The following is a 26,836-nucleotide window of genomic DNA, read 5'->3' as shown; positions in this document are numbered from 1 at the left end:
ATAAAAAAGTGTCTAGTACACGCGATTATAAACAGGAAGCAAATCCTAGCGAAGGAAATACCCGGAGACTCCAGCGGGAGGAAAGGCCTCGGTGAGATCCCGCAGAGTGTCAGCTCGAGGAAGCTTACCAGCCGCCCGCGGAAAGCGCAGGGTATTTCCGCAACGCCAACCTCCAGCTTAATTAATGCAGGGAGTTAGGAAGACGTATTCAAAATCGTAGTTTATATCTTAGACGAAACAATCAAATGTCCAGCTTGATAGGGCGGCCCTTCGAAACTTCTTAGGCAACGGAAAAATAATTCTGGAATTTTCGTTGACAAGTGAAAGAGGAAATTCTATGATGATAATGAGAATCATTTTCAATTGAAGAGCTCTAATGGGAACCACTCAACCTTTTTTGCTGCATGTCAACATAATTATTAGCGGCTAAGGAACAACATGCGGATATCCATGAAGAAGCTGAAGGTCCAGCTGGCCACCAATACATAAAATCATGTAAAGAAAGGGATGGATTTAAAAATGAAGACAAAACAGAAAATTTCACTTGCTACTTTATTTATTTTGACTTTGAGCAGCCTGCTTTTATTTGGATGTTCAGCGGAGCAATCAAGCTCTGCATCTAATTCTAAAAATGATGAAGATAATTCGACAAATGGAGAAAAGGCGGAAACAGAAGCATCTTCTGCAAGCGAAGAAAACACGGAGTATCCCATCGTGATCGAGCATGCTTTCGGCGAAACGGTTATCGAGAGCAAGCCAGAACGAGTTGCTACCGTTCAATGGGCGAATCACGACGTTGCGCTTGCTCTTGGGGTGGTTCCTGTTGGCTTCTCAGCAGCGAATTACGGGGTCCAGGATGGCAGCGGGATGCTGCCTTGGACAGCTGAAAAACTGGAAGAGCTTGGAGCTAAAGACCCGAATATTTTCCAAGATACAGATGGTCTAGATTTTGAGGCGATTTCAGATACAAATCCAGATGTCATTTTGGCCGGTTATTCCGGTATCACACAGGAAGATTATGATATTCTCAGTGAAATCGCTCCAGTTGTTGCATATAAAGATGGTCCTTGGCTGACCACTTGGCGCGAGCAAGTCAGATTGGATGCAGCCGGCTTGGGAATGAAAAAAGAGGGCGAACAACTTATCAAGGACACCGAGAGCCTGATCAAGGAAAAAGCTAGCAACTACCCTGAGATGAAAGGGAAAAAAGTTGCCTTTGCCAATTTCTCTGCCGATGACTTGTCCAAAATACACATTTATACACCTGCAGATCCTAGAGGAGCGTTCTTGACTGAGTTGGGAATGGAATATCCGGAAAGTGTAACGGAAGAAATCACGGATCCAGACAGCTTTTCGCTGACACTAAGCGCCGAGAATGCCGATGTCCTTAATGATGCAGATATTCTGATTGGCTATGGGGATGAAAGCTTATACCAGGCAGTTAAAGAAGATCCCCTGCTCGGACAAATCCCGGCTATTGAAAGAGGTTCTGTTGTGTTTATTGGTAACAATACACCTCTAGCGGCATCTGGAAATCCAAATCCGCTTTCAATCGCTTATACGATTGATGACTATCTAGAATTAATTGGAGGAGCTATTGAAAAGCTAGATGAATAGTTTACCAATTTTCAAAAAGAAAGACTTTTCCCCACATGTTCCGAAGAACTTTGTAGTGGTGCTGGTTATTTGTTTCATCATGTTGGTTTTATGTGTGGTTGGCTCTCTAGTCCTTGGATCGCGTCCAATAAGACTGGATGAATTGATGAATGGGTTGTTTCATCCGTCTATTGATTCCTACGAAGCAAATGTAGTGCGTAAGAGGGTTTCTCGAACCGTTTTCAGCTTGTTTTGCGGTGCAGCCCTTGGCATTTCCGGGGCGCTTATGCAGGCGGTCACCCGTAACCCGATTGCAGATCCGAGTATATTGGGAGTGAACACAGGCGCTTCCTTGTTTGTGGTAGGCGGTATTGCATTCCTGAATATTAGTACCGCCAATCAATATATTTTGCTTGCTTTAGCCGGAGCGATGCTTACAGCTGTTTTCGTGTTTGGAATCGGTTCTATGGGGAGAGGCGGTGCTACACCCCTGAAGCTTGTGTTGGCAGGAGCCGCCACGAGCGCCGCACTTTCCTCTCTGGTTACCGCAATCATGATTCCACGCTCTTACGTTATGGACCAATTCAGATTTTGGCAGGTGGGAAGCGTCAGCTCGGCAAACTGGAGTGATATTACTACATTCCTCCCGTTTCTGATCATAGGAATACTGCTGGGGATTATTTCTACCACCGCACTGAATGCGTTAGCGTTGGGGGATGAAGTTGCGACAGGATTGGGTGTTCGTACTGGTATGCTGCGGCTTATCGCTGCTCTGGCTGCCGTTCTTTTGTGCGGAGCGACAACGGCACTGGCAGGGCCGATCGGTTTTATAGGCTTGCTGGCAACTCATGTCATGCGACTTATTATGGGGCCGGACATGCGCTTTATTATTCCGATGTCAGCTATTTCGGGAGCTATCATTTTAACTATATCAGATGTATGCGGGAGACTCCTCGGCAGTCCTGGAGAGCTTGAGGTTGGCGTTGTAACAGCGTTTATAGGAGCTCCGATATTGATTATACTTGCCAGAAAGGCGAAAGTGCGTTCATTATGAAGAATAATAAAACTGTAGAGTTTATCATGGCGGGAAGGCGTCAAAGACGTCGGCGGTGGATAATAATTACTGGAGCGCTTGCAATGCTTCTATTTGCATTATGTTGGGGGATGCTTTTGCTGGGGAGCACTGTTTATCCAATAAATGATGTACTGCAGGTTCTTCTGGGAGAACAAATTAAGGGTGTTTCCTTTGCTGTTAGCAATATTCGGTTACCGAGAATGCTTGCCGGTCTTCTTGCAGGTTTTGCTTTTGGCATTGGCGGAAATACCTTTCAGACAATGCTGCGTAATCCACTCGCCAATCCGAATGTCATCGGAATCACAACGGGTTCAAGCGCGGCAGCGGTTTTTTGCATTGTCATCTTACATACCAGTGATGCGATTGTATCAATGGCCTCGATTGTTGCCGGTCTTGCTACGGTTTTGTTCATTTACCTGTTCTCCAGTGGTAAAACATTTTCGATAGGACGAATCATTTTGGTCGGAATTGGTATACAGGCCATGCTTAACTCGTTGATATCCTATCTTCTGTTAGTGGGAGCGCAACAAGATATTCCCGCAGCACTGAGATGGCTCAGCGGCAGTCTCAACGGTTCACAAATGGATGAACTTCCGCTGCTTACTGTCAGTGTTCTGTGCCTGACGCCTATCATTATAGCGCTGGGGAAACATCTTAACATCTTGGAACTTGGGGAGCAATCGGCCACTTCCCTGGGAGTTAGAACGAATATAACCAGAATAGTACTTATTTTGAGTTCCGTCTGTATTATTGCATTGGCTACGGCTGTCACGGGGCCGATAGCCTTTGTAGCTTTTCTGGCGGGCCCGATTGCGAAAAGACTTGTGGGAGTTGGGTTTTCGAACGCAATCCCGGCCGGTCTTGTTGGCGCAAATCTGGTTTTGGCATCTGATTTGATCGGTCAATTTGCATTTGAGGTCAGATACCCTGTAGGAATCATTACCGGAATCATCGGAGCGCCATATTTGATTTACTTGCTAATCCGCATGAATCGAAAGGGAGAGTTGTCATGAAACCGAAGCATATCTTTCAAGCAGAAAAGGTCGTCGCTGGCTATGATGATAAAACGGTTATCCAGGAAATAAGCCTTGAGATCCCAAGTAATAAAATAAATGTGATCATTGGTGCAAATGCCTGTGGAAAGTCTACCCTTCTTAAAACATTGGCAAGACTGATTAAACCGATATCCGGTAAAATCACTCTTGATGGAAAAGCGATCAGCAAAGTACCACCAAAGCAGCTTGCGCGTATTGTAGGTCTTCTTCCACAGTCACCGATTGTTCCTGAAGGAATCAGTGTGGCTGATTTGGTTGGACGGGGGAGATTTCCACATCAAGCCCTGTTTGGGGGTTGGACAAAAAAGGATTACGAGGCGGTTGCTGAAGCGATGGAAATCATGAATATTACCGAGTTGGCCAATCAGCACATTGACGAGTTATCAGGCGGCCAAAGACAGCGTGTCTGGATAGCGATGGCGTTGGCGCAGCAAACTGACATTTTATTTCTCGATGAACCGACTACCTTTTTAGATATCACTTATCAAGTGGAAATTCTTGATCTGCTTACAGACCTTAATCGAAGGCACGGAACCACGATTGTTATGGTACTTCATGATATAAATTTGTCCGCACGCTATGCCGACCATATTTTTGCTCTGAATAAAGGAAAGCTGGTTGCAGATGGAACCCCTTCCCGAGTAATCACCAGCAATTTGATTAAAGATATCTTTGGACTGGATTGCACTGTGATAAAAGACCCGATTTCAGGCTCGCCTTTCGTGGTGCCTATTGGTCGACATCATGTTACGTATGGTACAGGTGCTTTAAGTTAGAAAGAGCTTGTTCACCAATCCAACCTCCTATCATGACATGAAAAATCGCTCCCTTTGAGCGATTTTTTCATTAAAAGTTAAACGCCTTGGGAATAAAAACAGCACCTAAACGTTTTTTGTTGTCTAACTTTGCAATTATAATTGATTCCTTCAAAACGGTTTGTTTGTACCTAAAACGATATTATGGTGTATAAGAAGTCACAAAAATCCCGAAGATTGTCAGTGTGCCGACCAGCAGTAAAGATAGGAATAATCCTGCTATAGCGAGGATGTTTTTTTCCTTCTTTTTAAACAAAGCAAATATGCTAAGGATGAGTCCTATTGGAGACCCAACAAGTAATACAAACGGTATCACTTTAGCAGAGGGATATTCATCGGCAGGAAGCCGTGGGTAAAAAAGCAATAGGGTCATCAGTACGATCGGAATGATTGGAGAGATGTAGCTTAGCCATGAATATCGTTCTCTTCTCTCTCCGCTCCTTAGGTATAAGGAAAGAGTTACCATCACAACCCCGGCAAAGAAAAATAGGATATAAACTTGAAACAAGATCTTATCCTTCTATCTTTTATTAATGCTATGATTATTCGCTTTTTTGCGTATAACAAATCCACTTTGATTTTAACATGAAATACCAATAAATTTTGAAATCACTCTAACTACAATAGGACTAGGTTGAATAAAATGCGTCGCGGGAATAATCTGGGTATAATCAAACCAACCTTATCGAATGGAGGCGGGTAACGTGATATATGACGTGGAGGAGAAAAAGAAAAAAGCCGGCGAAAAAGCAGTCGAATACATAGAAGATGGGATGACGATAGGTTTGGGTTCTGGCTCTACCGTCTACTGGATGATAAAACGACTCGGAGAGCGGATCAAACAAGGGCTTGAGGTGAAGGGGGTTCCTTCCTCTTTGCGGACGGAAGCTTGGGCCCGCGAGTTTGGCGTCCCTCTGGTTTATTTTTCTGAAGTAAACAGGCTTGATTTGGCTATCGATGGAGCCGATGAAGTTGACCCTGATTTTCAGCTGATAAAGGGAGGCGGAGGATCCCTGCTTCGGGAAAAGCTGGTGGCTGATGCAGCGAAGAAATTGATCATTATCGTAGATGAAAGTAAGCAGGTTCAAAAACTAGGAAGTTTTCCACTCCCGGTTGAAATCGTCCGTTTTGGATGGGAAAACACAGTTAGAAAACTCTCTACCTTTGGGTGTAATCCTACGCTGAGGACAACAGAAGACGGTGAGGCGTTTGTAACCAACAATGACAATTATATAGTGGATTGTTTTTTCGATGCTATCACAGAACCAGAAGCATTACACCGGGAACTCAAGCTTTTGTTGGGGGTGGTGGAAACAGGGTTGTTTCTCAATAGGACGAACAAAGTGATTGTCGGCCGGAAAAGAGGGGTGGATATTCTGGAAAGATAAAGAAATAAAAGCTTGTAGATACGGTCGCGTTCTGCAAGCTTTTTCTTTTCCATTCTATCCTCCATGTTGCCGAGACTTTTCAAAAAATGAAAAAAAGCTTAATTAATTCGTTTGATCAAGCAAACTATTTGATAAGTGATTGACATAGGGGGAGGGATAGGCTAAGATGGCATTGTAAATGATAATGAGAATCTTTATCATTTGAAAAATGTACATATTACACATAGACAAATAGAGGAGGAGCAATTAGATGAAGAAAGGGTATTTTATTATCATCATAGTAATGGCTGCTTTGCTTGCTGCCTGTGGAAACAATTCTGATCAGGACGAGCAAGCCGGACAAGAAAATGAATCCTCAGGAAGTGAGGCAGTTACGATAGAAGATGCATACGGTGAGCAGACCTTTGACCAGACACCGGAACGCGTTGTAGTGCTGGAGTGGGTTTACGCAGAAGATTTATTGGCCCTTGGTATTCAGCCGGTCGGCATGGCTGACAAGGAAGGCTATCATAACTGGGTAAACATCGAACCAGAGCTTGGAGAGGATGTCCAGGATGTCGGGACGAGACAGGAGCCTAGTTTGGAAGCGATTGCCGAGTTGAATCCAGATTTGATCATTACAGCGGGTTATCGTCATGAGGCGATAATGGACAGCCTGAAAGAGATTGCACCGACACTCGCATACAATCCGTATCCAGCGGAAGGGGAGGGGAATCAGTATGAGGAAATGACTGCGACCTTCCAGGAATTGGCTAAGCTGTTCGGAAAACAGGACAAGGCAGATCAAGTTCTAAGTGATTTGAATTCTACTTACCAACAGGCGGAACAGGAAATATCCGATGCTGGAATGGACGACAAGCCGTTTGTTCTATCCCAAGCATACAGTTCAGACAATAGTCCGGTAATCCGTTTGTTCAAGGATAATGCCATGGCCGTTCAAATCATGGAAAACATCGGTTTGGAAAATGCTTACCAATCAGATGGTTTCCAGGTCTATGGATATGACGAAACCAGTGTCGAAACCTTGCAAAACTTCCAGGATGCTCGCTTTTTTTACATCGTGCAGGAAGAAGATAATATTTTTGACGATCAGCTGAAAGGGAATCCTGCTTGGGAAAACCTCCAGTTTGTCAAACAGAACGAAACCTATCAGCTGCCAGGGGATACATGGACATTCGGCGGCCCTTTGTCGGCAGAAGTATTTGCGGAACAAATCAAAGAAGCACTTATTGAGTAGAGCAGTGATAGAATGAATGATGCTTTTTGGAATAAATGGCTGAAGACGGCTCTGACTTTTGGAGGAGGGGCCGTGCTTCTCATTTTACTGATGTTTTTACATATCAATCAAGGCAGTGTCGACTTGTCCTGGCGGGTGGTATGGGATGCCTTGGTGGCACCTGAAGATATCATTGAGCATCACACTGTGCGTTATTTGCGGCTGCCGAGGGCTGTGATGGGGATTTTGGCTGGTGGATCTCTGGCTGTTTCCGGGGTGATCTTACAAACAATTACCAAAAATCCGCTTGCATCTGCCAGTACACTTGGGATTCATTCGGGTACATACTTTGCGGTAGTAGTGAGTGCGATCTTTCTTCCTGCCTCTCTACCTTTACAAGGATTATTCGCTGCTTTCTTTGGAGGACTTTTCACTGCCCTGCTTGTTTATGGACTGGCAGGAGGGGCTTCAGCCAATCCGGTCAGAATGGTTTTAGCTGGGATGGTTGTTACCATCATGTTTTCATCGTTTACCTCTGTCCTGCAAATATTTTACGAAAACGAGACAGCTGGTTTGTTTTTATGGGGAGCTGGAACACTTGTGCAAAATGACTGGAGCGGTGTTCAGTTTTCCATGCCATTGATTTTGACTGGTATGGTCGTAACGTTTCTTCTTGCAAAACAGCTAGACATTTTCCGGATGGGGGAGGATGTAGCAGCGTCTCTCGGACAGCAGGTAGGACGTATCCGTATGATCGCTTTGTTAGCTGCAGTTCTGCTCACTGCTGTTACAGTAAGTGTGGTAGGGCCAATCGGATTTGTCGGGTTGATTGCTCCCCATTTGATTAAATTGCTCGGTTTTCGCAATCACTTTGCTTTGGTGACTGCTTCTTTTATTTGGGGGGCAAATGTCCTTCTTGGAGCGGATGTTCTCGCAAGATGGGTCGATCCTTCGTTTTCCGAGCTTCCCGTCGGCGCAATTACAGCACTGATCGGGGCACCTTGGCTGATATGGTTAGTATTGCGAAATAGAAGCAGACAATATGGAGAAAAAAATACCGCTATGATTGCTGGTAGTGTCCGACTACCTTTCCAGGGCGGTTGGTTTATCGCGATATTGGCCATGTTACTTGTTTTCGCTATTGTTGTCGGTGCAGCAACAGGTAATAGTGGCATTCAGCTTACTCAAAGCTTCTCAGCCGTTTTTGATGGCGGCCAGGAGTTCCTTCGCAATATGATTTTTCAATTACGCATACCCCGGCTGCTTGTTGCCGCACTAAGCGGTGGGTTGCTCGCTGTCAGTGGATTTGTATTTCAAGGAGTGCTCCGCAATCCCTTGGCCGATCCTTCGGTGATCGGAATTACTTCTGGTGCGGGAGTAGGAGCCTTGCTGGTCATCTTTTCTGCCTTCTCCGCTACGTTTATTCCGCTGGGAGCCTTTCTTGGTGCATTAGCCGCGTTTCTGGTTGTAATGGGTTTATCCTACCGAGCCAACTTCCAACCTTCCTTGTTGGCACTGCTAGGAATTGGTGTCTCTGCATTTGGTTCCGCAATCATTCAGATTGTGGTTGTACAGGCAGATATGGCTGTGGCATCAGCTCTGACATGGTTGTCTGGCAGCACGTATGCAAAAAGCTGGGAGGCGCTTCTGTACTATTTGCTCGGTCCGATGCTTGTGCTGGTCCCGATTTTATATTTGCAAATCAGAAATTTGAATGTTCTGTCGCTTGGAGATGAAACAGCGAAGGGGTTGGGCATGAAAGTTTCCAGAACGCGTTTTTATATGGCGTTGATCGCTTCCCTCCTGGCTGCAGCAAGTGTTTCAGCTGTTGGAACCATCAGCTTTGTCGGTTTATTGGCCCCGCATGCAGCAAGGATTCTGCTTGGTTCCGGTCATAAACACTTACTGCCTGCTTCAGCGCTGATAGGAGCTATTTTATTGGTGATTGCCGATATTCTGAGCAGGACGTTATTAGTACCAAAAGAAATTCCATCAGGTATTCTGGTCGCCCTGATTGGCGCTCCTTACTTTTTATGGTTGATGTACCGGTCCTCGCACGCGAAAAAAGCTTAGGGGAAACCGACATAGTCCACTCAAAAGATGAATGACAACAGGACATGAAGGGTTGTAAAGAACTTCATGTCCTGCAATTAACGTATTAAGAAATGGAATAACCAGAGAATTAATTTGGCAAGTAATAGTTGTTTTTCAATTTCACCTTGGTATGAATGGTGGTATCACTCGGCAAGGTATTTCACTTTCCGCGGTGCATGGCTTCAGCTAACTTGGTAAATCTGTATCCATCATATTTAAGTCAGAGCACTATAACTTAGCGAAGGCAAGATACGGAGACTCCTACAGAACAGTACGAGCTGAAAATCCCGCAGGAAAGCGTTCTGTGCTTTTTTGAGGAAGTTGAATCCGTGCCAGTGGAAAACCGGAGTATCCTGCCGTAGCAGTGGGAGACTGCACTCATTTAACAATAGAAAAAACCGAACGTGTTCGAATAGTTATAAATTCGAAGCATCGTTCGGTTTTTGCTTTGCTCAGTATGTTTTTGTGCTAGCTATTTTTTCCAACTATTTACTGATTTGTTTTCTCGCGAATGAACTGTTCGACTTCTTCTGCTGTATTCATCGATAACAGCTTGTCCTTGAAGGAGGCGAGATCTTGCTTGGACAAATCTTTGATTTGTGTCCTGGCAGGAAGAATCGATGTCGCACTCATGCTGAATTCGTCCAGACCAAGTCCAAGTAAGATTGGAATAGCGATTGAATCGCCAGCCATTTCCCCGCACATTCCTGCCCATTTTCCTTCAGCGTGGGCAGCTTCAATCACATTGTTGACCAAATTCAAAATCGAAGGGTTATACGGCTGGTACAAGTAAGAAACCCGCTCGTTCATCCGGTCTGCCGCCATTGTATATTGAATCAAGTCGTTGGTACCAATGCTGAAGAAGTCGACTTCCTTGGCGAATTGGCGTGCAATAACTGCAGTGGAAGGAATCTCTACCATAATGCCGATCTCGATATCATCAGATACTTCGGTACCGCCGTTCGTCAAGTTCTCTTTTTCTTCTAATAGAATCGCTTTCGCCTGACGGAATTCGTCTAGTGTAGCGATCATCGGGAACATGATTTTCAGGTTGCCGGAAGTACTTGCACGCAATAGTGCGCGCAGTTGGGTACGGAAAATATCATCCCGTTCCAGACAGAGACGGATTGCACGGAATCCTAGGAAAGGATTCAATTCTTTCGGCAAGTCTAAATACGAAAGCTCTTTATCCCCACCGATATCCAATGTGCGGACAACTACTGGTTTATCACCCATTTGTTCCAATACGGATTTATAGGCTTCATACTGTTCTTCTTCAGTAGGAAGCTCGCTTTTACCCATGTAAAGGAACTCAGTACGGTATAGTCCGACACCTTCGCCGCCATTATTGACAACGCCGGCAACATCATCTGGAGTACCGATATTGGCTACGAGCTCTACATGCTCGCCATCAGCGGTTTTCGTCGGTTCGTCTTTCAGCTTTGCCCATTCTTGTTTTTGTTCTTCAAAGTCAGCCTGCTTCTGCTTATAGGCTGCAAGCTGCTTCTCGCCCGGATCGACGATGACTTCACCGTCGATGCCATCGACGATTACCAACGTGTCTTTTTCAGCAGTGTTGGTAATATTTTTCGTGCCCACTACAGCCGGAATTTCCAAGGATCTGGCCATAATCGCAGAATGGGAAGTTCTTCCGCCAATATTGGTGGTGAATCCTTTGACAAACTGTTTGTTCAGCTGCGCGGTGTCCGAAGGAGTTAAATCCTCCGCGACAATGACGACTTCCTCATCGATCAATGCTGGGTCAGGGAAGGTCACTTTCAGCAGGTGAGCCATGACGCGTTTGGTAACGTCCTGGATATCAGCAGCACGCTCTCTCATGTACTCATTGTCCATGTTTTTGAACATATCGATAAACATGTTTGCCGTTTCATCTAATGCTGCTTCTGCATTGACGTTCTCTGATTTGATTTTATCCTTGATCGGATTGATCATTTCCGGATCGCTAAGTACCAGCAAGTGTGCCGAGAAAATCTCAGCATGTTCATCGCCAAGTGACTTTCTGGCATTTTCTTTGATGATCTCCAGCTCTTGCTTAGATACGGATAACGCATCGTCTAAGCGCTTGATCTCCGCATCTGGATTTTCGATATTTTTCTTATCGAAAGTTAGTTCCGGGACCTCTAATTTATATGCTTTGGCGATTGCGATCCCGCTTGATGCTGCAATACCCTTAATGCTGTTCATTATGCTTATTCTCCTAGCCCTTCATTTTTAATGGTGTCAACAATTGTCTGCAACGCTTCTTCTTCATCAGAACCTTCGGCCGTCACTTTGATTTCAGCATCCTTTGGAATACCAAGGGACATTACGCCCATAATCGATTTAAGATTGACGGATTTTCCGTTGTATTCCAGATTGATGTCTGATTCAAAGTTACCAGCTTTATTAACTAGAACCGTCGCTGGACGTGCATGTACTCCTGTTTCGTCTGTGATAGTCATTGTTTTTTCTACCATAGATAAAACCTCCTATAGAAATTTATAATAAGCAAATTACGGGCAGTCTCCCTGTCCTATTTTACTCTTTTGTCAGGTCTTTTTTCAAGAATCCAAGAATGACAGCACTCACAGCAGAACCGACAAGGATTGCCAGTAAGTACAGTAGTGGATTTCCTTCCACAAGCCCAGCTACTACAATACCACCATGGGGGGCTCTTAGTCCAATATCGAACAACATCGTCAGGCCGCCTGCGATGGCAGAGCCGATGGCAACTGACGGGATGACCCTGGCCGGGTCGGCTGCTGCGAACGGGATAGCCCCTTCCGTGATGAAAAATGCACCAAGTGCATAGGCTGATTTACCTGCTTCGCGTTCCTGTTTCGTGAACTTGTTTTTGAAAAAGGTTGTAGCTAGTGCCAGGGAAAGAGGCGGTACCATACCGCCAGCCATAATGGCAGCGATAAACGAAAAGTTATCAGCGTCGAGCATGGCAATACCAAAAGTATAGGCGGCTTTGTTGATCGGTCCACCCATATCAATTGCCATCATGCCTCCCAGCAGCAATCCCAATAAGACTAGGTTAGAACCGCCGAGGCTTTCCAGCCAGCTGGACAATCCAGTGTAAATCGTCGTCAACGGTGGGTTGATCAACAGCATAATCAATCCGGTAATTCCGATCGAGAAGACCGGGTAAAGCAATACTGTTTTTAATCCATCAAAAATAGCCGGTAATACTTCCATAGCTTTTTTTACTAACAGGGTGATATACCCGGCAAGGAAACCTGCAATCAAGCCGCCAAGGAATCCTGATCCGCCATCTGCACCTTCCACACCAGAAGAAATGGCAATCAAACCAGCAACCATACCTGGTGCAAAGCCAGGGCGGTCAGCGATACTGGAAGCGATAAATCCGGCAAGGACAGGAACCATCAAGAAGAAGGCATTTCCACCGCCGATCGTATTAAGCATTTCGGCAAACCGGTTATAATCGGCGCTTTCCGGGTCGGCTGAATTGATGCCCCACAAGAAAGAAATGGCAATCAGGATACCACCGCCGACAACGAATGGAAGCATGTTGGAAACACCATTCATCAAATGTTTATAAAAGCCGGTACGTCCTTTTTCCTCCTGTGGTCCTTCATCCTGAGCAGATCCTCCGTCGCCTTGATAAATCGGTGCATCTTTCTCGATGGCTTTGTTCAGCAGTTCCTCCGGTTGATGGATTGCTTTGCCTACAGGAACTTGAATCAAAGGTTTTCCGCGAAAACGGTCTGTTTCGATTTTAGTATCGGCTGCGACAATAATCGCATCGGCAGCTTCGATTTCTTCCTTTGTCAATCGGTTTTTTACTCCACCGGAACCATTCGTTTCTACTTTAATCGAGACGCCCATTTCAGAGGCGGTTTCCTTCAGTTTATCTGCCGCCATGTAAGTATGGGCGATGCCTGTCGGACAGCCAGTTACAGCCAGAATCCGGCTCGAAGCACCAGCATCGGTCGTTTCTTCTTCAGCAGCTTCGTCTTGTTCTTTCGCATCAACGACGGCCATCACTTCTTCTGCCGAGGATGCTTCTTCCAGCTTTTGACGGAATTTTTTATCCATCAAGAAGGAAGACAAGCGTGACAGGGTTTCCAAGTGAGTCTGATTGGCGCCTTCAGAAGCGGCAATCATGAAAAATAAATTGGAGGGCGCTCCGTCCAATGCCTCGTAATCGATTCCCTGAGAAGACCTTCCGAATACGATAGCCGGTGTCTTAACCGCTGCCGTCTTTGCATGTGGAATGGCGATGCCTTCGCCAATTCCAGTCGTGCTTTGGGCTTCCCGCTCGAGAATCGCATTTTTATACGCCTCTTTATCGTTTAAACGGCCGGCTTCATCAAGCTTGCTCACGAGCTCGTCGATAACGCCGGATTTGTCCGAGGCTTTTAAATCAAGGATAATCGTATCTTTTTTTAATAAGTCAGTGATTTTCATTTTAGAACCTCCCTTTATCTAATGAATGTACCGTAACGTGAGAAAGCAGGCTGTCAACGTCTGCCCTTTTGCATAAATCATCCTGAAATGCAGTGGCACTACCTGCCGCCACAGCAGTTTGAAAAGCTATTTCCGGTTTGCTGCCAGCAGCAATGCTTGCGAGAAATCCTGCTACCATGGAGTCACCGGATCCCACGGTGTTTCGAACCTCTCCTGCAGGGACATCTGCCTGTAAATACGTGTCGCCGCTTACATAAACAGCTCCTTGTCCCCCCATTGAAATAATGACATGCTCGGCGCCTTGCTCGTGCAGTTTTTGGCCATAATGAACAGCATCTTCCACATTAACGATCGTGGTATCGAACAATTCTCCCAGTTCATGGTGATTTGGTTTAACTAGAAAAACTTCCTGCCCGACAATTTGTTTCAACGCCTGACTGGAGGTATCCGCTATCATGTTCACCCGGTTTTTCCGGCAAAGTGCTGCAGCCTTAACATAAAAGTCCGGTGTAATGGTTGAAGGAACACTGCCTGCTGCGACCAGATAGTCACCTTCTTTCAGGCAAGCGATTTTTTGAAGTAATTCCTGTTCCTGTTTTACAGATATGGCTGGACCGGGTCCGTTGATTTCAGTCTCCTCGGTCGATTTCAATTTCATATTTACTCTGGTTGGACCTTCCGTTTCGATAAAATCATGGGTTATATGAGATTTGTCCAATTCTTTCTTTATGAAGTCCCCCGTAAAGCCACCAAGGAATCCTAATGCCGTATTTTGTTGGCCCAATTGTTGTAGAACTCTCGATACGTTGATCCCTTTACCGCCTGGATAATAAGCGGTATTTGTCCCTCTGTTCAATCCTCCCTGTGAAAACTGCTCCACATGGATGATGTAATCCACCGATGGATTCAATGTACATGTATAAATCATTTGTTACACAACCTTTATGTTTGTCTTGTCATGATAAGGGGAGATGATGGCTTCATCCATTTTGTTTGTGATGAGTAGCACCTCTTCCAAATCTGCAATCTTGCTGAAAGATACCTGACCAAATTTCGTATGATCCGCCAATACAAAACATTGTTGAGCAGATTGTAAGGCCTGGTGTTTTATCAATGCTTCTTCAGGATCGGGAGTGGTCAGCCCGTAAGCCAAATCAATACCGTTGACTCCGATAAAACATTTGTCAAAACGGTAGCTTTGTAAACTAATTTGTGCTCCACGGCCAATCAAGGCTCGTGTCTTATGTTTTACTAAACCGCCAGTCAGATACGTGGTTATTTGCTGTGCACTCAATGCGTCTAAATGGGTGAGACCATTTGTTACAACCGTAATATTTTTGTTTTTTAAATGAGGGATCATCTCAATTGTCGTGGTGCCTGCATCCAAGTAAATGTATTCATCGGGTTCAACCAACGCTGCCGCTTCAGCTGCAATTCGTTTTTTTTCTTGAAGGTTTTTGGTTGTTTTTTCCGGAATGCTCAATTCCTGGCTGATTGTTTGCCGTGAAGCAGCTCCGCCATGGACTCGAACCAGCTTATGTTGGTTTTCCAGCTCGCTTAAATCTCTGCGAATTGTTGACTCTGAAGCTGCGGTCAGCTTGATAAGCTCCTGAATGGCAACGGTTCCATGTTCTGCGACTTGTTTTACAATTAATTGATGTCGTTCTGGTGTCAGGATAAGTCATCACCTCTTTTTTCTCTCAACCAATTAAATCATAAAGCAACCCCTTACATTTTTCAATCATAAATGCTCAAAAACATTCAAAAACATTCATATGCGTCATGAAATAGTCACAGACATACTATACTGTCATGTTTATAAGGCCTTATCACAACTCTTCCATGGAAGTCTTTCTGTTCGGGACAGGAGGCATGCTGGGATTTTCGCTAACAACCATTTTCTCAATTGGATAAGTTCTGGTAAGAATCACGGAGTTTTTATGTCTTGGTGATCTTGAAAACAGATATAAAATAATATAAAGCGTGGACAGCGAAGGGAAATAGTAGCTTCAAGGGAAGGAGGGGCATAGGGGAGATCCTATATAGCAGAGCTTAAGGAGGAGGCACCAGTCGCCCGCGGAAAGCGAAGGATCTTTCCGCAGCGTGATGCTGGCACAAGTACAAGATATGCCTTTAACTTGTGGCTAAGCTAGGACAAGACATCCTCGATCCAGTTAACGACGTCGGTATAAACTTCTTCTTTGTTTATTTCATTCAGCATTTCATGGCGTCCATTTTCATAAATCCGGACGGTTATATCGCTTATGCCATGTCGATAGTACGTTTCAGCAGTGCGAAAAACCCCTTTTGCCTGTTTTCCAACTGGATCCATACTTCCGGAAAAAAGCAACATGGGAAGCTGTTTGGCAATGGACTCAATTCCGTTAGGGTCATCCATATGGTCGAACCCTGTAAACAAATCAAAAAAGAAAGCAGCTGTCGGGACAAAACCGGACAAGGGATCATCCAAATAAGCACGAACTAGTTCAGCATCCCGGCTTAACCAGTCAAAATCAGTCACCTGATCGTCAATGTTCCGATTATAATTGGCGAATGCCAGCTTGTTGAGTAGCTTGGATGGAGCTTTAAGGCCCTTGCGTTTTCTTTCTGCGATCGCCAGCCCTTTTCCAATATTGTTCATGAATCCTGGATGGCTTCCTGTACCGGATAACATAACGCCGTTAACTTTATCGCTATGCAGCTGGATATAGCGCCTTGTTAAAAAAGATCCCATACTATGACCGAGCAGAAACACAGGTTTTCCGGGGTGTTCCCTTTTAATTACTTTTGTTACGGTCCATAGATCTTCGACCGTTTTGTCAAATCCATTGTTTTCGTCAAGAAGACCGAGGGTGCCCTGCTTTTTTCCAGTATAACCATGTCCGCGATGATCATTGCCGTACACAGCAAAGTTTTGCTTAACCATAAATTCGGCGAATGGCTGGTATCTGGCAGTATGTTCTGCCATTCCATGAGCAAGCTGAATAATGGCTTTCGGCGATTGGTTTGGCTCGTACCAATTCCGGACAAAAACCTCTTCTTGATCAGCTGTGGTCAGCCAATACGTTTTTTGCTCCATATTTTTCCTCTCCTTTTATTTCATCATAATATTTATTTGGAAAACCGTCTAATATCGGCTTGCTAAGCGCCGGGGGGTTATGCTACATTACTAATATGTAATCGTCCGTTTTTATGCAGGGTTATTTGGATAAGAAATAGATTGGACAAGGATAATTTCTGAATGTACTTATTATCGGCGGAAACCAGCCGGATAGTTTATTAGGGGGTGTAGCAGCATGTATGCAGCTGCGATTACGTTATTAATCATTGATGCAATTGCACTTATCGTATTGGTTTTGCTTCAGTCTGGAAAAAGTGCTGGTCTTTCGGGAGCAATCTCTGGAGGAGCGGAGCAGCTTTTCGGCAAACAGAAAGCACGGGGAATGGATTTAGTACTTCACCGGGCGACCGTGGTAGCTTCGGTTGTTTTGTTCGTGCTGACGTTTGTAGTTGGTTTTATTTTGCAACCTTAAGACTATAGCCTGAACAAGGCTGAGTGAATTTGAATAAGGTATCCCAATGATCCCTTGCTGCAAGTGCGGCAGGGGATTGTTTAGTTTAGTCGCTTAAAGGAAAACCTTATTCCGTTACAATCCTTCATAAGAAAGCTAAAATAGGGGAAGAGAAATACAACGGTGCCCCCTGTAAGAAGAACAGGTTTACGTTGTAGACAAAAAACATATTGAACAGCGAAAATTGAGGAGTGGAAGCAATTATGAAAATCAAACTGCCGGAACCATTCACGTTTGAAGGTGGAGAGCGTGCGGTATTATTATTACATGGATTCACTGGCCATACGGCTGATGTACGGATGCTTGGAAGATACCTGCAAAAGAAGGGGTACACCTGCCACGCACCCATTTATCGGGGGCATGGAGCACCGCCTGAAGAATTGATCAAAGCCCATCCTGATCAATGGTGGGAGGACGTCCAAGCGGCAATGAAACATCTGGAGGATATGGGCCACCGGGAAATCGCGATTGCCGGTTTGTCTCTTGGAGGGGTACTTGGGTTGAAACTTGCACATTCCCGACCTGTCAAAGCAATCATTCCGATGTGTGCACCGATGTTTTTTGACAACGAAAAGCAGCTGACGAAGGGTTTTCAGTCATTTGCCAAGGAGTTCAAACAACTAGAGAAAAAAGATGAGCAGACGATTGATCGTGAGGTTCAGGAATTACTTGATCATTCCAGCCGTATGTTCCATGACTTGGGAGGATTGATTACTGAAGTGAAGGGAAAGGTGGATGAAATTTATGCACCAACCTTTGTTGTACAGGCTAGGAATGATGAAATGATCAATACGGATAGTGCTTCTTACATATATGATAATGTGGAAGCAGACCATAAAGACATGAAATGGTATGAAGATTCCTCCCATGTGATAACACTAGACAAAGAAAAAGACCAGCTTCATGAGGATATTTATCAATTTTTGGAATCCTTGGAATGGAGTTAAGGCATAATAGAAATACTTATACCATTCTGGAAAAAAGACCGAACGTAATGAGTTAAATATTTGCGAAGGAAGGTGAGCGTTTGGAAAACGAAATGAAACAGCAAATAATGGATTACTTCAAAGAAAATGCGTCCAAGCCATTGTCTGTACAGGAAATCGAAGAAATTCTCGATTTACAGGAGGCGGACGATTTTAAAATTCTGATGAAAAATCTTAATGAGCTGGAAGAAGCAGGGGAACTGGTCAGGACGAGGAAAAACCGATATGGTCCTCCTGAAAGAATGAATTTAATTCGCGGAAAAATACAGATGCATGCGAAAGGTTTTGCATTCTTGATACCGGAAGAAGAAGGTTCAGACGATGTCTACATCAATCACGCAGACCTACAGTCGGCAATGAATAACGATAAGGTCCTCGTCCGGATTGAGGGAAGGGACGAGCACGGCAAGCGGCCGGAAGGGGTAGTGGTCCGCATATTGGAGCGTGCTGCCACTGAAGTGGTCGGTACTTACGATGACAACGGGAATTTTGGTTTTGTCATTGCGGACGACAAAAGGATTCCAAATGATATTTTTGTTCCAAAAAGTGCTTCCAAAGGGGCAGTAGACGGCCATAAAGTGATCGTCAAAATCACTAAGTTTCCTGAAGGCCGCATGAGTGCCGAGGGAGAAGTATTGCAAATCCTAGGGCACAAAAATGATCCGGGCATCGATATCATTTCGATTATTTACAAACATGGAATCAAAATCGACTTCCCGGAGGCGGTCTTGGAACAGGCGGAAAATACACCGGAGACGATTCGGCCGGAGGAAATCGCCAATCGAAAAGATTTGCGCGATGAAATGATTGTTACGATTGACGGTGCCGACGCAAAGGATTTGGATGACGCTGTCACTGTTAAACAATTGGAAAATGGCAATTATAAACTAGGCGTCTACATCGCAGATGTTTCTTACTATGTAGAAGAAGGATCGCCTATAGACGAGGAAGCAAATGAACGGGCGACCAGTGTGTATTTAGTGGACCGCGTAATACCGATGATTCCACATCGGCTTTCTAACGGAATTTGTTCTTTGAATCCGCAAGTGGACAGACTGACACTTGGCTGTGAAATGGAAATCACACCACAGGGAGAAGTCATCAACCATGACATTTTTCAAAGTGTCATAAAGACGAATGAACGAATGACCTATCATGATGTTAATAAAATTTTGGTAGACGATGATCCAGCTTTGAAAGATCGCTATCAGGAATTGGTTCCCATGTTTAAGGATATGGAAGAGCTTGCAGCCATTTTACGTCGTAAGCGGATGAATCGCGGAGCCATCGACTTTGATTTCAAGGAAGCACAAGTTTTGGTGGATAAGGAAGGAAAAGCAGTAGATGTCGCACTACGGGAACGTTCTGTTGCCGAACGCTTGATTGAGGAATTCATGCTTGCTGCCAATGAGACAGTGGCCGAGCACTTCCATTGGATGGATGTCCCATTCATCCACCGGATTCACCAGGACCCTAATCCAGATAAGCTGCAACATTTCTTTGAATTTATTGCCAACTTGGGTTACGTTGTGAAAGGGACATCGAACGAAATCCATCCACAAGCTCTTCAAAGCATCGTGGAAGAAGTACAGGGTACGCAGGAAGAAATGATCATTTCCAAACTGATGCTACGATCTATGCAACAGGCGAAATATGATCCGCAAAGCATTGGACACTTTGGATTGGCCACAGACTTTTATACACACTTTACTTCTCCGATCCGTCGTTATCCAGATTTGATTGTTCATCGACTGATCAGGACGTATTTGGTGAATGGCCAGTTGGATCAGCAAACCCAGAAGCATTGGAAAGAAAAAATGCCGGAAATCGCCAGGCATTCCTCTGAAATGGAAAGGGCAGCTGTCGATGCTGAGCGTGAAACCGATGATTTAAAGAAAGCAGAGTATATGCAGGATAAAATCGGTGAGGAGTACGACGGTGTGATCAGTTCGGTAACTGGATTCGGGTTGTTTGTCGAATTGCCGAATACAATTGAAGGATTAGTACACGTCAGCTACTTGACCGATGACTATTATCATTTTGATGAAAAGCATTATGCGATGATCGGTGAACGGACCGGCAATATCTTCCGAATAGGAGACGAAATCACGATTCGTGTCGTGAATGTCAATTTAGATGAACGGGTTGTCGACTTCGAGATTGTCGGAATGAAGCCGAGAAAGGAACGGGTTGCACCGGATCGGCCGAAGGTGATCACCCCTAAAAGGGAACGTTCCAATAAACAAAATGGGAAAGTAAACAAAAAACCGAAAGGCTCGTCGAAAAAGAGCAATGGGAAGCGAAAGAAAAAGAAGAAGTAGAGGCTTGCGTTTTTTGGCTGTCGGCAGCATACCGGCAGCCTTTTTGCTAGAGTTTCAAGTACACTTGGCTGTGCGTTAATTTTCTGTTATTAGAAACTGCACACTATCTATAACGGTTACCCACCACTTCGGTAAACGTACTTCGCTTTCCGCGGGCACGGCTTCAGTACTAAGTGGATCTTCAGTTCACCAGCCGCCCGCGGAAATCGCAGGGTATTACCGCAGCACTCGAACTCCAGCTTAATTGATGCAGAAAGTTAGGAAGACGAATTCAATGTCACCGTTTATATTTTTTACGAAAGAGTAAGTAGGTTTGAGAAGAACGGTAGAAAAACCACTCGCAGAGGTTTCAGCGAGTGGTTTTTTTAGGGTCAGGAGAGTAGAAGTGCCAAACAAATGAACAATATGGCCGATATCAAGTAAACAAGTCCGAGTATGCGTGATTTGGTTTCCTTTTTCCGAACAGAAATTCCTCCCGTAATTACGAGAAACAAAGTAAACACGACAAAGGCTACCCAGCCCCAACGGTAAGGAAGACCAAACTGGAGCCGGATTAAAAACAAAATGTTTGCCGGGATGGCAATAATCAACGGGATATATAAGGAGTTAAGCGTGACTTGTTTGTTTTGTCCCATCGCGATCCTCTCCTTATCTCAAATAATCTTGTTATTTGTTTACCCGAAAAGTTTTCCCGTTAAATCCATGCACCATACAATACCCATGCATCTTCCATCCGAAAAGCCCGTTTATCTGGAATGTTTTCAAAAGCTGTTTGAGAAAAATCGAACCAGGCAGTCGGTTGAAGGTCATCCTGGGCTAAATGGTCCATAACGGTTTCCATGAAGCCAGGTTGTTCAAAATGATCATTCCAAAAGTATTTAATTTGGGCATACCATTCCCGTTTATGATCGTTTTTGATGGTACAGAATCGTTGGCCGTTTGGGCTTACATAAAAAGCCGATTCAGCTAGATATTCATCCGTCAGTAAATCTTGTGTCAACGGAAGAGGATAATAACATTCGTATGGAAAAACATGGATTGCATTTTCATTTAATGAATGGAGTAAAGCCCGTTTTTCTTCTAAGTTGTTAACCCGTTTCCATTTAGGCCCGGGTGTGCCTGAAATAAATTGGGCCTCTACAACCGGCAAGGAATGCAATGTCGTAAAAACTTCCAGATTAAGCTTTTCCAACACACGGCGTGCAGGAAAGTTATGCTGATTCGTGTTAGCTCCTGCCCAACGTATTTGTGGATTTTCTTTCAGGCTGGAGAGGATAGAAGCTAATAGTTCTGTCGCATGTCCTTGAGAAAGGAAACGGTTATCACTTCGCAATCTCCCCAGCATAGCCAATCCACCAGGAAACAGCGTATAACCTGCTATGGAGGCCAATTGGCTTCCGGAAAATAAACCATAGAGCTCATGTGCGTTTGAGCTAACCAAATCCGGGAAAATATCAACGACGTAATCGTATTCTAAATTTGTTTTCATATGTCTTACTAAATTCCAATCATCGGCTGTCAGTTTTCTGATTTGCAATAAGTCGTGAGGCACTGTCATCGTACTCCTTCTGCTGATATTTCTTTCGATATTTTCTCACAGACATTTTTGATTTGCACTAAAAAAGAATCGCGGTAATGATTCTAAATGAAAACGGTCCGATAATTGGAATCGCAAGGTTTTTTTGTTAAAATGTAAGGTACGGAATTATAGGAGGAAATAGGGATGCCAAAAGGACAAGGGAACACAATCGCACAGAATCGAAAAGCAGGACACGATTTTTTTATAGAAGAAACATTTGAAGCAGGCATCGCCTTGAAAGGTACCGAGATTAAGTCAATCCGTGCCGGCCGGGTAAACCTGAAAGACAGCTTTGCCCGTATCGACAAAGGAGAAGCCTACTTGATGAATATGCATATCTCTCCTTATGAACAGGGCAATCGTTTCAATCATGATCCAACCCGAACGCGAAAGCTGCTGCTTCACCGTAAAGAAATCGATAAACTGATCGGAGCCACCCAGCAGCAGGGTTACTCGCTTGTGCCACTTAAAGTATATATTAAAAATGGTGTGGCCAAAGTGCTAATTGGTTTAGGGAAAGGGAAGAAAAAATACGATAAACGAGAAGATTTGAAACGCAAACAGGCTAAACGCGATGTTGACAGAGCAATGAAAGAAAGTCTGCAATGATTGCGCAGGGTTGAAAATTCATGTGTTTATGATATAATTAAAGTTGTCTTAGGGACATTTACAACTCCATATGATGATGCTTGATCATATATTCCGTTGTACCCTTTTTATATTGGGGACGTTACGGATTCGACAGGGATAGATCGAGCTCAGGCTGCGGGTCGAGGTTACGTCTCGTAAACCGTTATTCGCCTAAATATAACTGGCAAAGAAAACAATTACTCTTTAGCAGCTGCGTAAGTAGCGCTAAAGGATCCTTCCTGCCATCGCCCGTGTGGCAGATTGAAGGGTCTCAACTGAAGCGGGCTACGCTGTCATCCACCGTCTGAGGATGTCAGAAGAGATTAATCAGACTAGCTCCCCGGAAGCCTGTTGGTAGGCTGAAAGGGTAGTGAATGATAATATACCAACTACGCTCGTAGATGCCTGAGTGACGATATCTCTGGACGTGGGTTCGATTCCCACCGTCTCCACCAAATACATAGAAGATGGTTTTGGTGGATTTCCTATATCATAAACCGATAAAGCATAAGCTTTCCGAGGGGGGCTTATGCTTTATTTTTTTGTGATTGACGTTTTCTTCATTATTTGCATACTATTTTTCCAGAGACTATTTAACCGCCGGACGTGAATATACTTATTTACAGGAAAGGAATTGGCGGAAAAACATATACTAACCATTATTTGATGGCAATCTTTTGAGCAGAGGAGAAGATGTGCTTTGGAAAATGTTATGCTTGCATTCGCCCTCACTTTAATGGCTGGCTTGGCCACCGGGATTGGCAGTCTGCTGGCCTTCTTCACTTCCACTACTAATACGAAGTTTTTATCTTTTTCCCTTGGTTTTTCAGCAGGGGTAATGATTTATGTCTCCATGATCGAGATTTTTGTAAAAGCCCAGGATGCCCTCATTGGAGCACTTGGCAACGGGCCGGGGCACTGGTTTACGGTTATTGGTTTTTTTGCCGGAATGTTGTTGATTGCACTGATTGATAAGGTTATCCCGAAGCAAGGGAATCCGCATGAAGTAAAGAAAGTAGAGGATATGTCCAAGACAAAACGATCTGTCAGTGATCCATCGCTATTGAAAATGGGCACATTTACCGCGCTGGCAATTGGAATCCACAACTTTCCTGAAGGGATTGCCACCTTTACTTCGGCACTACAGGATCCGGCGCTTGGTTTGGCGATAGCCGTCGCTATTGCGATTCATAATATCCCGGAAGGAATAGCAGTTTCGGTTCCTGTTTATTTTTCTACAGGTGATAAACGTAAAGCTTTCAAGCTGTCCTTCTTATCAGGGTTATCAGAACCAGTCGGTGCTGTTGCAGCCTACTTTTTGCTCATGCCGTTTTTGAATGATGTAATGTTTGGCATGATTTTTGCAGCGGTCGCTGGTATCATGGTGTTTATTTCACTTGATGAACTGCTTCCTGCTTCAAAGAAATATGATGAAGCCCATCTTTCCATTTATGGACTGATCGGCGGCATGGCTGTCATGGCATTAAGTTTGTTGCTGTTTATTTAGTGTGGCCTGGGGGAATGGAAGTGGCGATGGCAGTTAACTGCTCTGCTGTTCGTTCCCCGGTCCCGATTTGCGGCTTAAATGATGCGTAATAGGGAACTCTACCAATCAAGATGGAAAAATGGAGGGTGAAACGTGTTTTTCGCCATTGTTTTCTTTTTACTCGTATCTTTTTTTCTGTCAGGCAGTGAGACTGCATTGACAGCAGTAAACAAAATGAGCGTGAAGTCCAAAGCTGAAAAAGGGGACAAGCGTTCACGAATTTTGTTGAAGATGATTCAGAAGCCTGACGAATTGATCACGGCCATTCTGATTGGTAACAATGTATCTAATATTATGCTGCCCACCCTTGTTACGATGGTCGCCATCGAATATGGATTTAATGTTGGGCTGGCGACGGGGATTTTGACTTTCGTGTTGATTGTTTTTGCGGAGGTATTGCCCAAATCGATTGCCGCAGCGTTTGCAGAGAAAGTTTCATATATCGTTTTCCCTGTAATCCGTTTATTGATGTGGATAACCAGGCCTCTAACTTATTTATTGAACAAGTTAACCAGACTTGTTATCAGGCTTGTATCCAGTGAAGATCCAGATAAGGTTTCGATCTCAAAAGAAGAATTCATCACCATGGTGGATATTGCCACGGCTGAGGGGACGTTTGCCAGTGAAGAAAAGCAGCGGATAAAAGGAGTCATCGATTTTCAACGTCTCGATGTGAGGGACGCGTTGAAAACACCGCGTATGGAAATTGACGGAATCCCGGCTGAGGCCACCTACGAAGCCGTCCTTACTACAGTTATGAACAGTAACCATACACGTTATCCGGTTTACCAGGACAGTATGGATAACATAATTGGCGTGTTCCATGCTAAACAGCTGTTGGCATGGTCGCTTGAACAGGAAAAACCATTAGATGAATTCATGGACGTGGAGCCGTTGTATGTTTTTGAATTTTACTCGATTGAAAAAGTGTTTAAATTAATGCTGAAAGAGCGGAAGCATATGGCAATCGTGCTCGATGAATATGGAGGAACTAGTGGGATATTGAGCAATGAGGACATTATCGAAGCGATGATCGGTCTGGAAATTAAAGATGAATCAGATGAAAACGAGGAAGTCCTGATTGAGGAATTAGCGGAAAACAGAGTCGTATGTAACGGAAAAATATCCCTTCACCGGCTGAACGAGATGTTTCGTACGAATATTCCGGAAGAAGAAGATATTTTATCTGGTTTTTTGTTACGTGAATTCGGTCGTTTTCCAGAGGAAGGGGATATTATTTATTTTCAAAACTTGCAATTTGAAATTCTGCGAGTAGAAGAAAACCGACTACAAACCATTGCCATTGAAAAATTGCCAGAGTGAAGGGTTCTTAACTAGGAGAGACTTTCATGTGGTTCCTTCCTGAGAAATATTTTATCATCATAATATAATATCACTTTTGAGATGCAAAAAAACACGCAGCGTCTGGTAAACATTTGCTGCGTGCTTTCTATGTTTGCCTTCAAGACCTCTTACTTTTGATTTATCTTATTTTAATCACGATTTTTCCCCGGGCATGGTGGGTTTCACTCAATTTATGTGCCGCTCGGACTCCCTCTGTCGTTAAAGGGAATGTTTGCCCAACGGTGGCGTGCAATTTACCACTTTCCATCAACTTTCCGAGTTCCGCAAGCTGATCGCCATTAGGATTGAGCCATAAGGATCCCGACTTGATTTGCTTTTTGTTGGCTAGCTCCTTGTCCGGCTCACCAACAATCGAAACGAGCGTGCCGCCTTCTTTTAAGATTTCGAAGCTTTTTTTCTGGATATCCCCGCCTAATGTATCGACAACGACATCATATTCATCGAGCACCTCTGCAAAGTCTTCTTCCTGGTAATTAATAAATCGGTCAACGCCTAACTGTTTCAGGAAGTCTTCATTTTTCCCACTTGCTGTAGAAGCAACGTAAGCACCAAAACTTTTGGCGATTTGGATGGCAAAACTTCCAACCCCGCCTGAACCGGCATGAACCAGAACTTTATCACCTTGTTTTATTCCGGCGAAGTCAACGAGACATTGCCAGGCAGTAAGTCCAGCCAGTGGTACAGCAGCGGCTTCTTCAAAGCTAATGTTTTCAGGTATTTTTGCCAACAATTCTTTGTCGATCGCTGTATATTCTGCATAAGTACCATTCCGTGTAGTTGCCGGTCTGGCAAATACACGATCACCCGGTTGGAACCCGGATACGTCAGAGCCGACCTCTTTTACAATTCCCGCGGCATCCCACCCTAAAATAATTGGAAACTCAAATGGCAGCATCTCTTTTAAATACCCTTCCCTAAGCTTCCAATCGATTGGATTGACAGAGGTGGCATGCATTTCGACTAAAACCTGCCCAGCCTCTAATGCTGGTTTTTCCATTTCGATTTCATGTAATTGATCCGCGGATCCATATTGGTCGATGACGACTGCTTTCATCATTACCCCTTCTTTCATCAGTTTCAAGCATATTGTTACTACTTTTTCCGATTAACGCTTCTATCATTCGATAAATGTTCAATTCATGGCTCTTGTCAAACAGTTACTTC

At 44.3% G+C, this 26,836-nt stretch carries 23 protein-coding genes and 1 other RNA gene; 14 read left to right on the top strand and 10 right to left on the bottom strand.

What is annotated here, in order from left to right; all coding sequences use genetic code 11:
* The first annotated feature begins 519 nt into the window (after nucleotides 1-519).
* From BLR82_RS08010 to BLR82_RS07995, 4 genes are read left to right on the top strand one after another with little or no spacing between them, the layout of a single operon-like run.
* Nucleotides 520-1,617, top strand: a complete 1,098-nt coding sequence (locus BLR82_RS08010; RefSeq protein ID WP_175486778.1) for an iron-siderophore ABC transporter substrate-binding protein — start codon at nucleotides 520-522, stop codon at nucleotides 1,615-1,617.
* Complete coding sequence (locus BLR82_RS08005) at nucleotides 1,610-2,650, top strand: FecCD family ABC transporter permease (protein WP_074598500.1); 1,041 nt, start codon at nucleotides 1,610-1,612, stop codon at nucleotides 2,648-2,650. Before BLR82_RS08010 ends, BLR82_RS08005 begins: the two co-directional genes overlap by 8 nt.
* Entirely contained in the window at nucleotides 2,647-3,684 is a 1,038-nt protein-coding gene (locus BLR82_RS08000) for a FecCD family ABC transporter permease (RefSeq protein ID WP_074598499.1), read from the top strand. Before BLR82_RS08005 ends, BLR82_RS08000 begins: the two co-directional genes overlap by 4 nt.
* The gene (locus tag BLR82_RS07995) at nucleotides 3,681-4,502 is read left to right on the top strand and encodes an ABC transporter ATP-binding protein (RefSeq protein ID WP_074598498.1); all 822 of its coding nucleotides are present in this window, start codon (nucleotides 3,681-3,683) and stop codon (nucleotides 4,500-4,502) included. The genes BLR82_RS08000 and BLR82_RS07995 overlap by 4 nt, the downstream gene beginning before the upstream one ends.
* Nucleotides 4,503-4,683: 181 nt before the next feature.
* Here BLR82_RS07995 and BLR82_RS07990 read toward each other — a convergent pair whose 3' ends face one another.
* Nucleotides 4,684-5,049: a hypothetical protein gene (locus BLR82_RS07990; RefSeq protein ID WP_074598497.1), complete on the bottom strand. Its 366-nt coding sequence runs from the start codon at nucleotides 5,047-5,049 to the stop codon at nucleotides 4,684-4,686.
* A 196-nt stretch (nucleotides 5,050-5,245) separates the two neighbouring features.
* Here BLR82_RS07990 and rpiA point away from each other — a divergent pair, with 196 nt between their 5' ends.
* From rpiA to BLR82_RS07975, 3 genes are all read left to right on the top strand, one after another.
* Nucleotides 5,246-5,929 carry a ribose-5-phosphate isomerase RpiA gene (gene rpiA, locus BLR82_RS07985; protein ID WP_281242170.1) on the top strand — a complete coding sequence of 228 codons (684 nt, stop codon included), beginning with the start codon at nucleotides 5,246-5,248 and terminating at the stop codon, nucleotides 5,927-5,929.
* A 250-nt stretch (nucleotides 5,930-6,179) separates the two neighbouring features.
* Nucleotides 6,180-7,166 carry an ABC transporter substrate-binding protein gene (locus tag BLR82_RS07980; protein WP_074598495.1) on the top strand — a complete coding sequence of 329 codons (987 nt, stop codon included), beginning with the start codon at nucleotides 6,180-6,182 and terminating at the stop codon, nucleotides 7,164-7,166.
* 12 nt (nucleotides 7,167-7,178) lie between these two features.
* Nucleotides 7,179-9,218 carry an iron ABC transporter permease gene (locus tag BLR82_RS07975; RefSeq protein ID WP_074598494.1) on the top strand — a complete coding sequence of 680 codons (2,040 nt, stop codon included), beginning with the start codon at nucleotides 7,179-7,181 and terminating at the stop codon, nucleotides 9,216-9,218.
* 510 nt (nucleotides 9,219-9,728) lie between these two features.
* On the opposite strand, the gene ptsP is transcribed toward BLR82_RS07975, so the two are convergent.
* The 6 genes from ptsP to BLR82_RS07945 all read right to left on the bottom strand — a co-directional run bounded on the left by ptsP (nucleotide 9,729) and on the right by BLR82_RS07945 (nucleotide 16,752).
* Nucleotides 9,729-11,444, bottom strand: a complete 1,716-nt coding sequence (ptsP, locus tag BLR82_RS07970) for a phosphoenolpyruvate--protein phosphotransferase (RefSeq protein WP_074598493.1) — start codon at nucleotides 11,442-11,444, stop codon at nucleotides 9,729-9,731.
* A gap of 5 nt (nucleotides 11,445-11,449) precedes the next feature.
* Nucleotides 11,450-11,716: a phosphocarrier protein HPr gene (locus tag BLR82_RS07965; RefSeq protein WP_074598492.1), complete on the bottom strand. Its 267-nt coding sequence runs from the start codon at nucleotides 11,714-11,716 to the stop codon at nucleotides 11,450-11,452.
* Nucleotides 11,717-11,777: 61 nt separating this feature from the next.
* A complete protein-coding gene (locus BLR82_RS07960; RefSeq protein WP_074598491.1) occupies nucleotides 11,778-13,673 on the bottom strand; it encodes a PTS fructose transporter subunit IIABC in 1,896 nt (631 codons plus the stop codon).
* Nucleotide 13,674: 1 nt separating this feature from the next.
* The gene (gene pfkB, locus BLR82_RS07955; RefSeq protein ID WP_074598490.1) at nucleotides 13,675-14,601 is read right to left on the bottom strand and encodes a 1-phosphofructokinase; all 927 of its coding nucleotides are present in this window, start codon (nucleotides 14,599-14,601) and stop codon (nucleotides 13,675-13,677) included.
* A 3-nt stretch (nucleotides 14,602-14,604) separates the two neighbouring features.
* Complete coding sequence (locus BLR82_RS07950; protein ID WP_074598489.1) at nucleotides 14,605-15,351, bottom strand: DeoR/GlpR family DNA-binding transcription regulator; 747 nt, start codon at nucleotides 15,349-15,351, stop codon at nucleotides 14,605-14,607.
* A 471-nt stretch (nucleotides 15,352-15,822) separates the two neighbouring features.
* Nucleotides 15,823-16,752 (bottom strand): alpha/beta hydrolase, encoded by a 930-nt coding sequence (locus BLR82_RS07945; protein WP_074598488.1) that lies wholly within the window; start codon nucleotides 16,750-16,752, stop codon nucleotides 15,823-15,825.
* A 217-nt stretch (nucleotides 16,753-16,969) separates the two neighbouring features.
* Here BLR82_RS07945 and secG point away from each other — a divergent pair, with 217 nt between their 5' ends.
* The 3 genes from secG to rnr all read left to right on the top strand — a co-directional run bounded on the left by secG (nucleotide 16,970) and on the right by rnr (nucleotide 20,552).
* A complete protein-coding gene (gene secG / locus BLR82_RS07940) occupies nucleotides 16,970-17,206 on the top strand; it encodes a preprotein translocase subunit SecG (RefSeq protein ID WP_026569499.1) in 237 nt (78 codons plus the stop codon).
* 242 nt (nucleotides 17,207-17,448) lie between these two features.
* Nucleotides 17,449-18,192, top strand: a complete 744-nt coding sequence (locus tag BLR82_RS07935) for an alpha/beta hydrolase (RefSeq protein ID WP_074598487.1) — start codon at nucleotides 17,449-17,451, stop codon at nucleotides 18,190-18,192.
* A gap of 92 nt (nucleotides 18,193-18,284) precedes the next feature.
* Entirely contained in the window at nucleotides 18,285-20,552 is a 2,268-nt protein-coding gene (gene rnr / locus BLR82_RS07930) for a ribonuclease R (protein WP_074599037.1), read from the top strand.
* Nucleotides 20,553-20,923: 371 nt separating this feature from the next.
* On the opposite strand, the gene BLR82_RS07925 is transcribed toward rnr, so the two are convergent.
* Both BLR82_RS07925 and BLR82_RS07920 read right to left on the bottom strand, forming a co-directional pair.
* On the bottom strand, nucleotides 20,924-21,187 hold the full coding sequence (locus tag BLR82_RS07925) for a hypothetical protein (protein WP_074598486.1): 264 nt from the start codon (nucleotides 21,185-21,187) through the stop codon (nucleotides 20,924-20,926).
* Between the two features lie 59 nt (nucleotides 21,188-21,246).
* A complete protein-coding gene (locus BLR82_RS07920; protein ID WP_074598485.1) occupies nucleotides 21,247-22,110 on the bottom strand; it encodes a hypothetical protein in 864 nt (287 codons plus the stop codon).
* 165 nt (nucleotides 22,111-22,275) lie between these two features.
* Here BLR82_RS07920 and smpB point away from each other — a divergent pair, with 165 nt between their 5' ends.
* The 4 genes from smpB to BLR82_RS07900 all read left to right on the top strand — a co-directional run bounded on the left by smpB (nucleotide 22,276) and on the right by BLR82_RS07900 (nucleotide 25,630).
* Complete coding sequence (smpB, locus tag BLR82_RS07915) at nucleotides 22,276-22,740, top strand: SsrA-binding protein SmpB (protein WP_074598484.1); 465 nt, start codon at nucleotides 22,276-22,278, stop codon at nucleotides 22,738-22,740.
* A gap of 114 nt (nucleotides 22,741-22,854) precedes the next feature.
* Nucleotides 22,855-23,216: a transfer-messenger RNA gene (ssrA, locus tag BLR82_RS07910) on the top strand.
* A gap of 257 nt (nucleotides 23,217-23,473) precedes the next feature.
* Complete coding sequence (gene zupT, locus BLR82_RS07905) at nucleotides 23,474-24,268, top strand: zinc transporter ZupT (protein WP_074599035.1); 795 nt, start codon at nucleotides 23,474-23,476, stop codon at nucleotides 24,266-24,268.
* 132 nt (nucleotides 24,269-24,400) lie between these two features.
* On the top strand, nucleotides 24,401-25,630 hold the full coding sequence (locus BLR82_RS07900) for a hemolysin family protein (protein WP_074598483.1): 1,230 nt from the start codon (nucleotides 24,401-24,403) through the stop codon (nucleotides 25,628-25,630).
* A gap of 160 nt (nucleotides 25,631-25,790) precedes the next feature.
* On the opposite strand, the gene BLR82_RS07895 is transcribed toward BLR82_RS07900, so the two are convergent.
* The gene (locus BLR82_RS07895; protein WP_074598482.1) at nucleotides 25,791-26,726 is read right to left on the bottom strand and encodes an NADP-dependent oxidoreductase; all 936 of its coding nucleotides are present in this window, start codon (nucleotides 26,724-26,726) and stop codon (nucleotides 25,791-25,793) included.
* Between the last annotated feature and the right edge of the window lie 110 nt (nucleotides 26,727-26,836).

Source organism: Sediminibacillus halophilus (assembly GCF_900103695.1).
Lineage (GTDB): Bacteria > Bacillota > Bacilli > Bacillales > Amphibacillaceae > Sediminibacillus > Sediminibacillus halophilus.
This window is presented reverse-complemented; position numbering and strand designations above follow the sequence as displayed.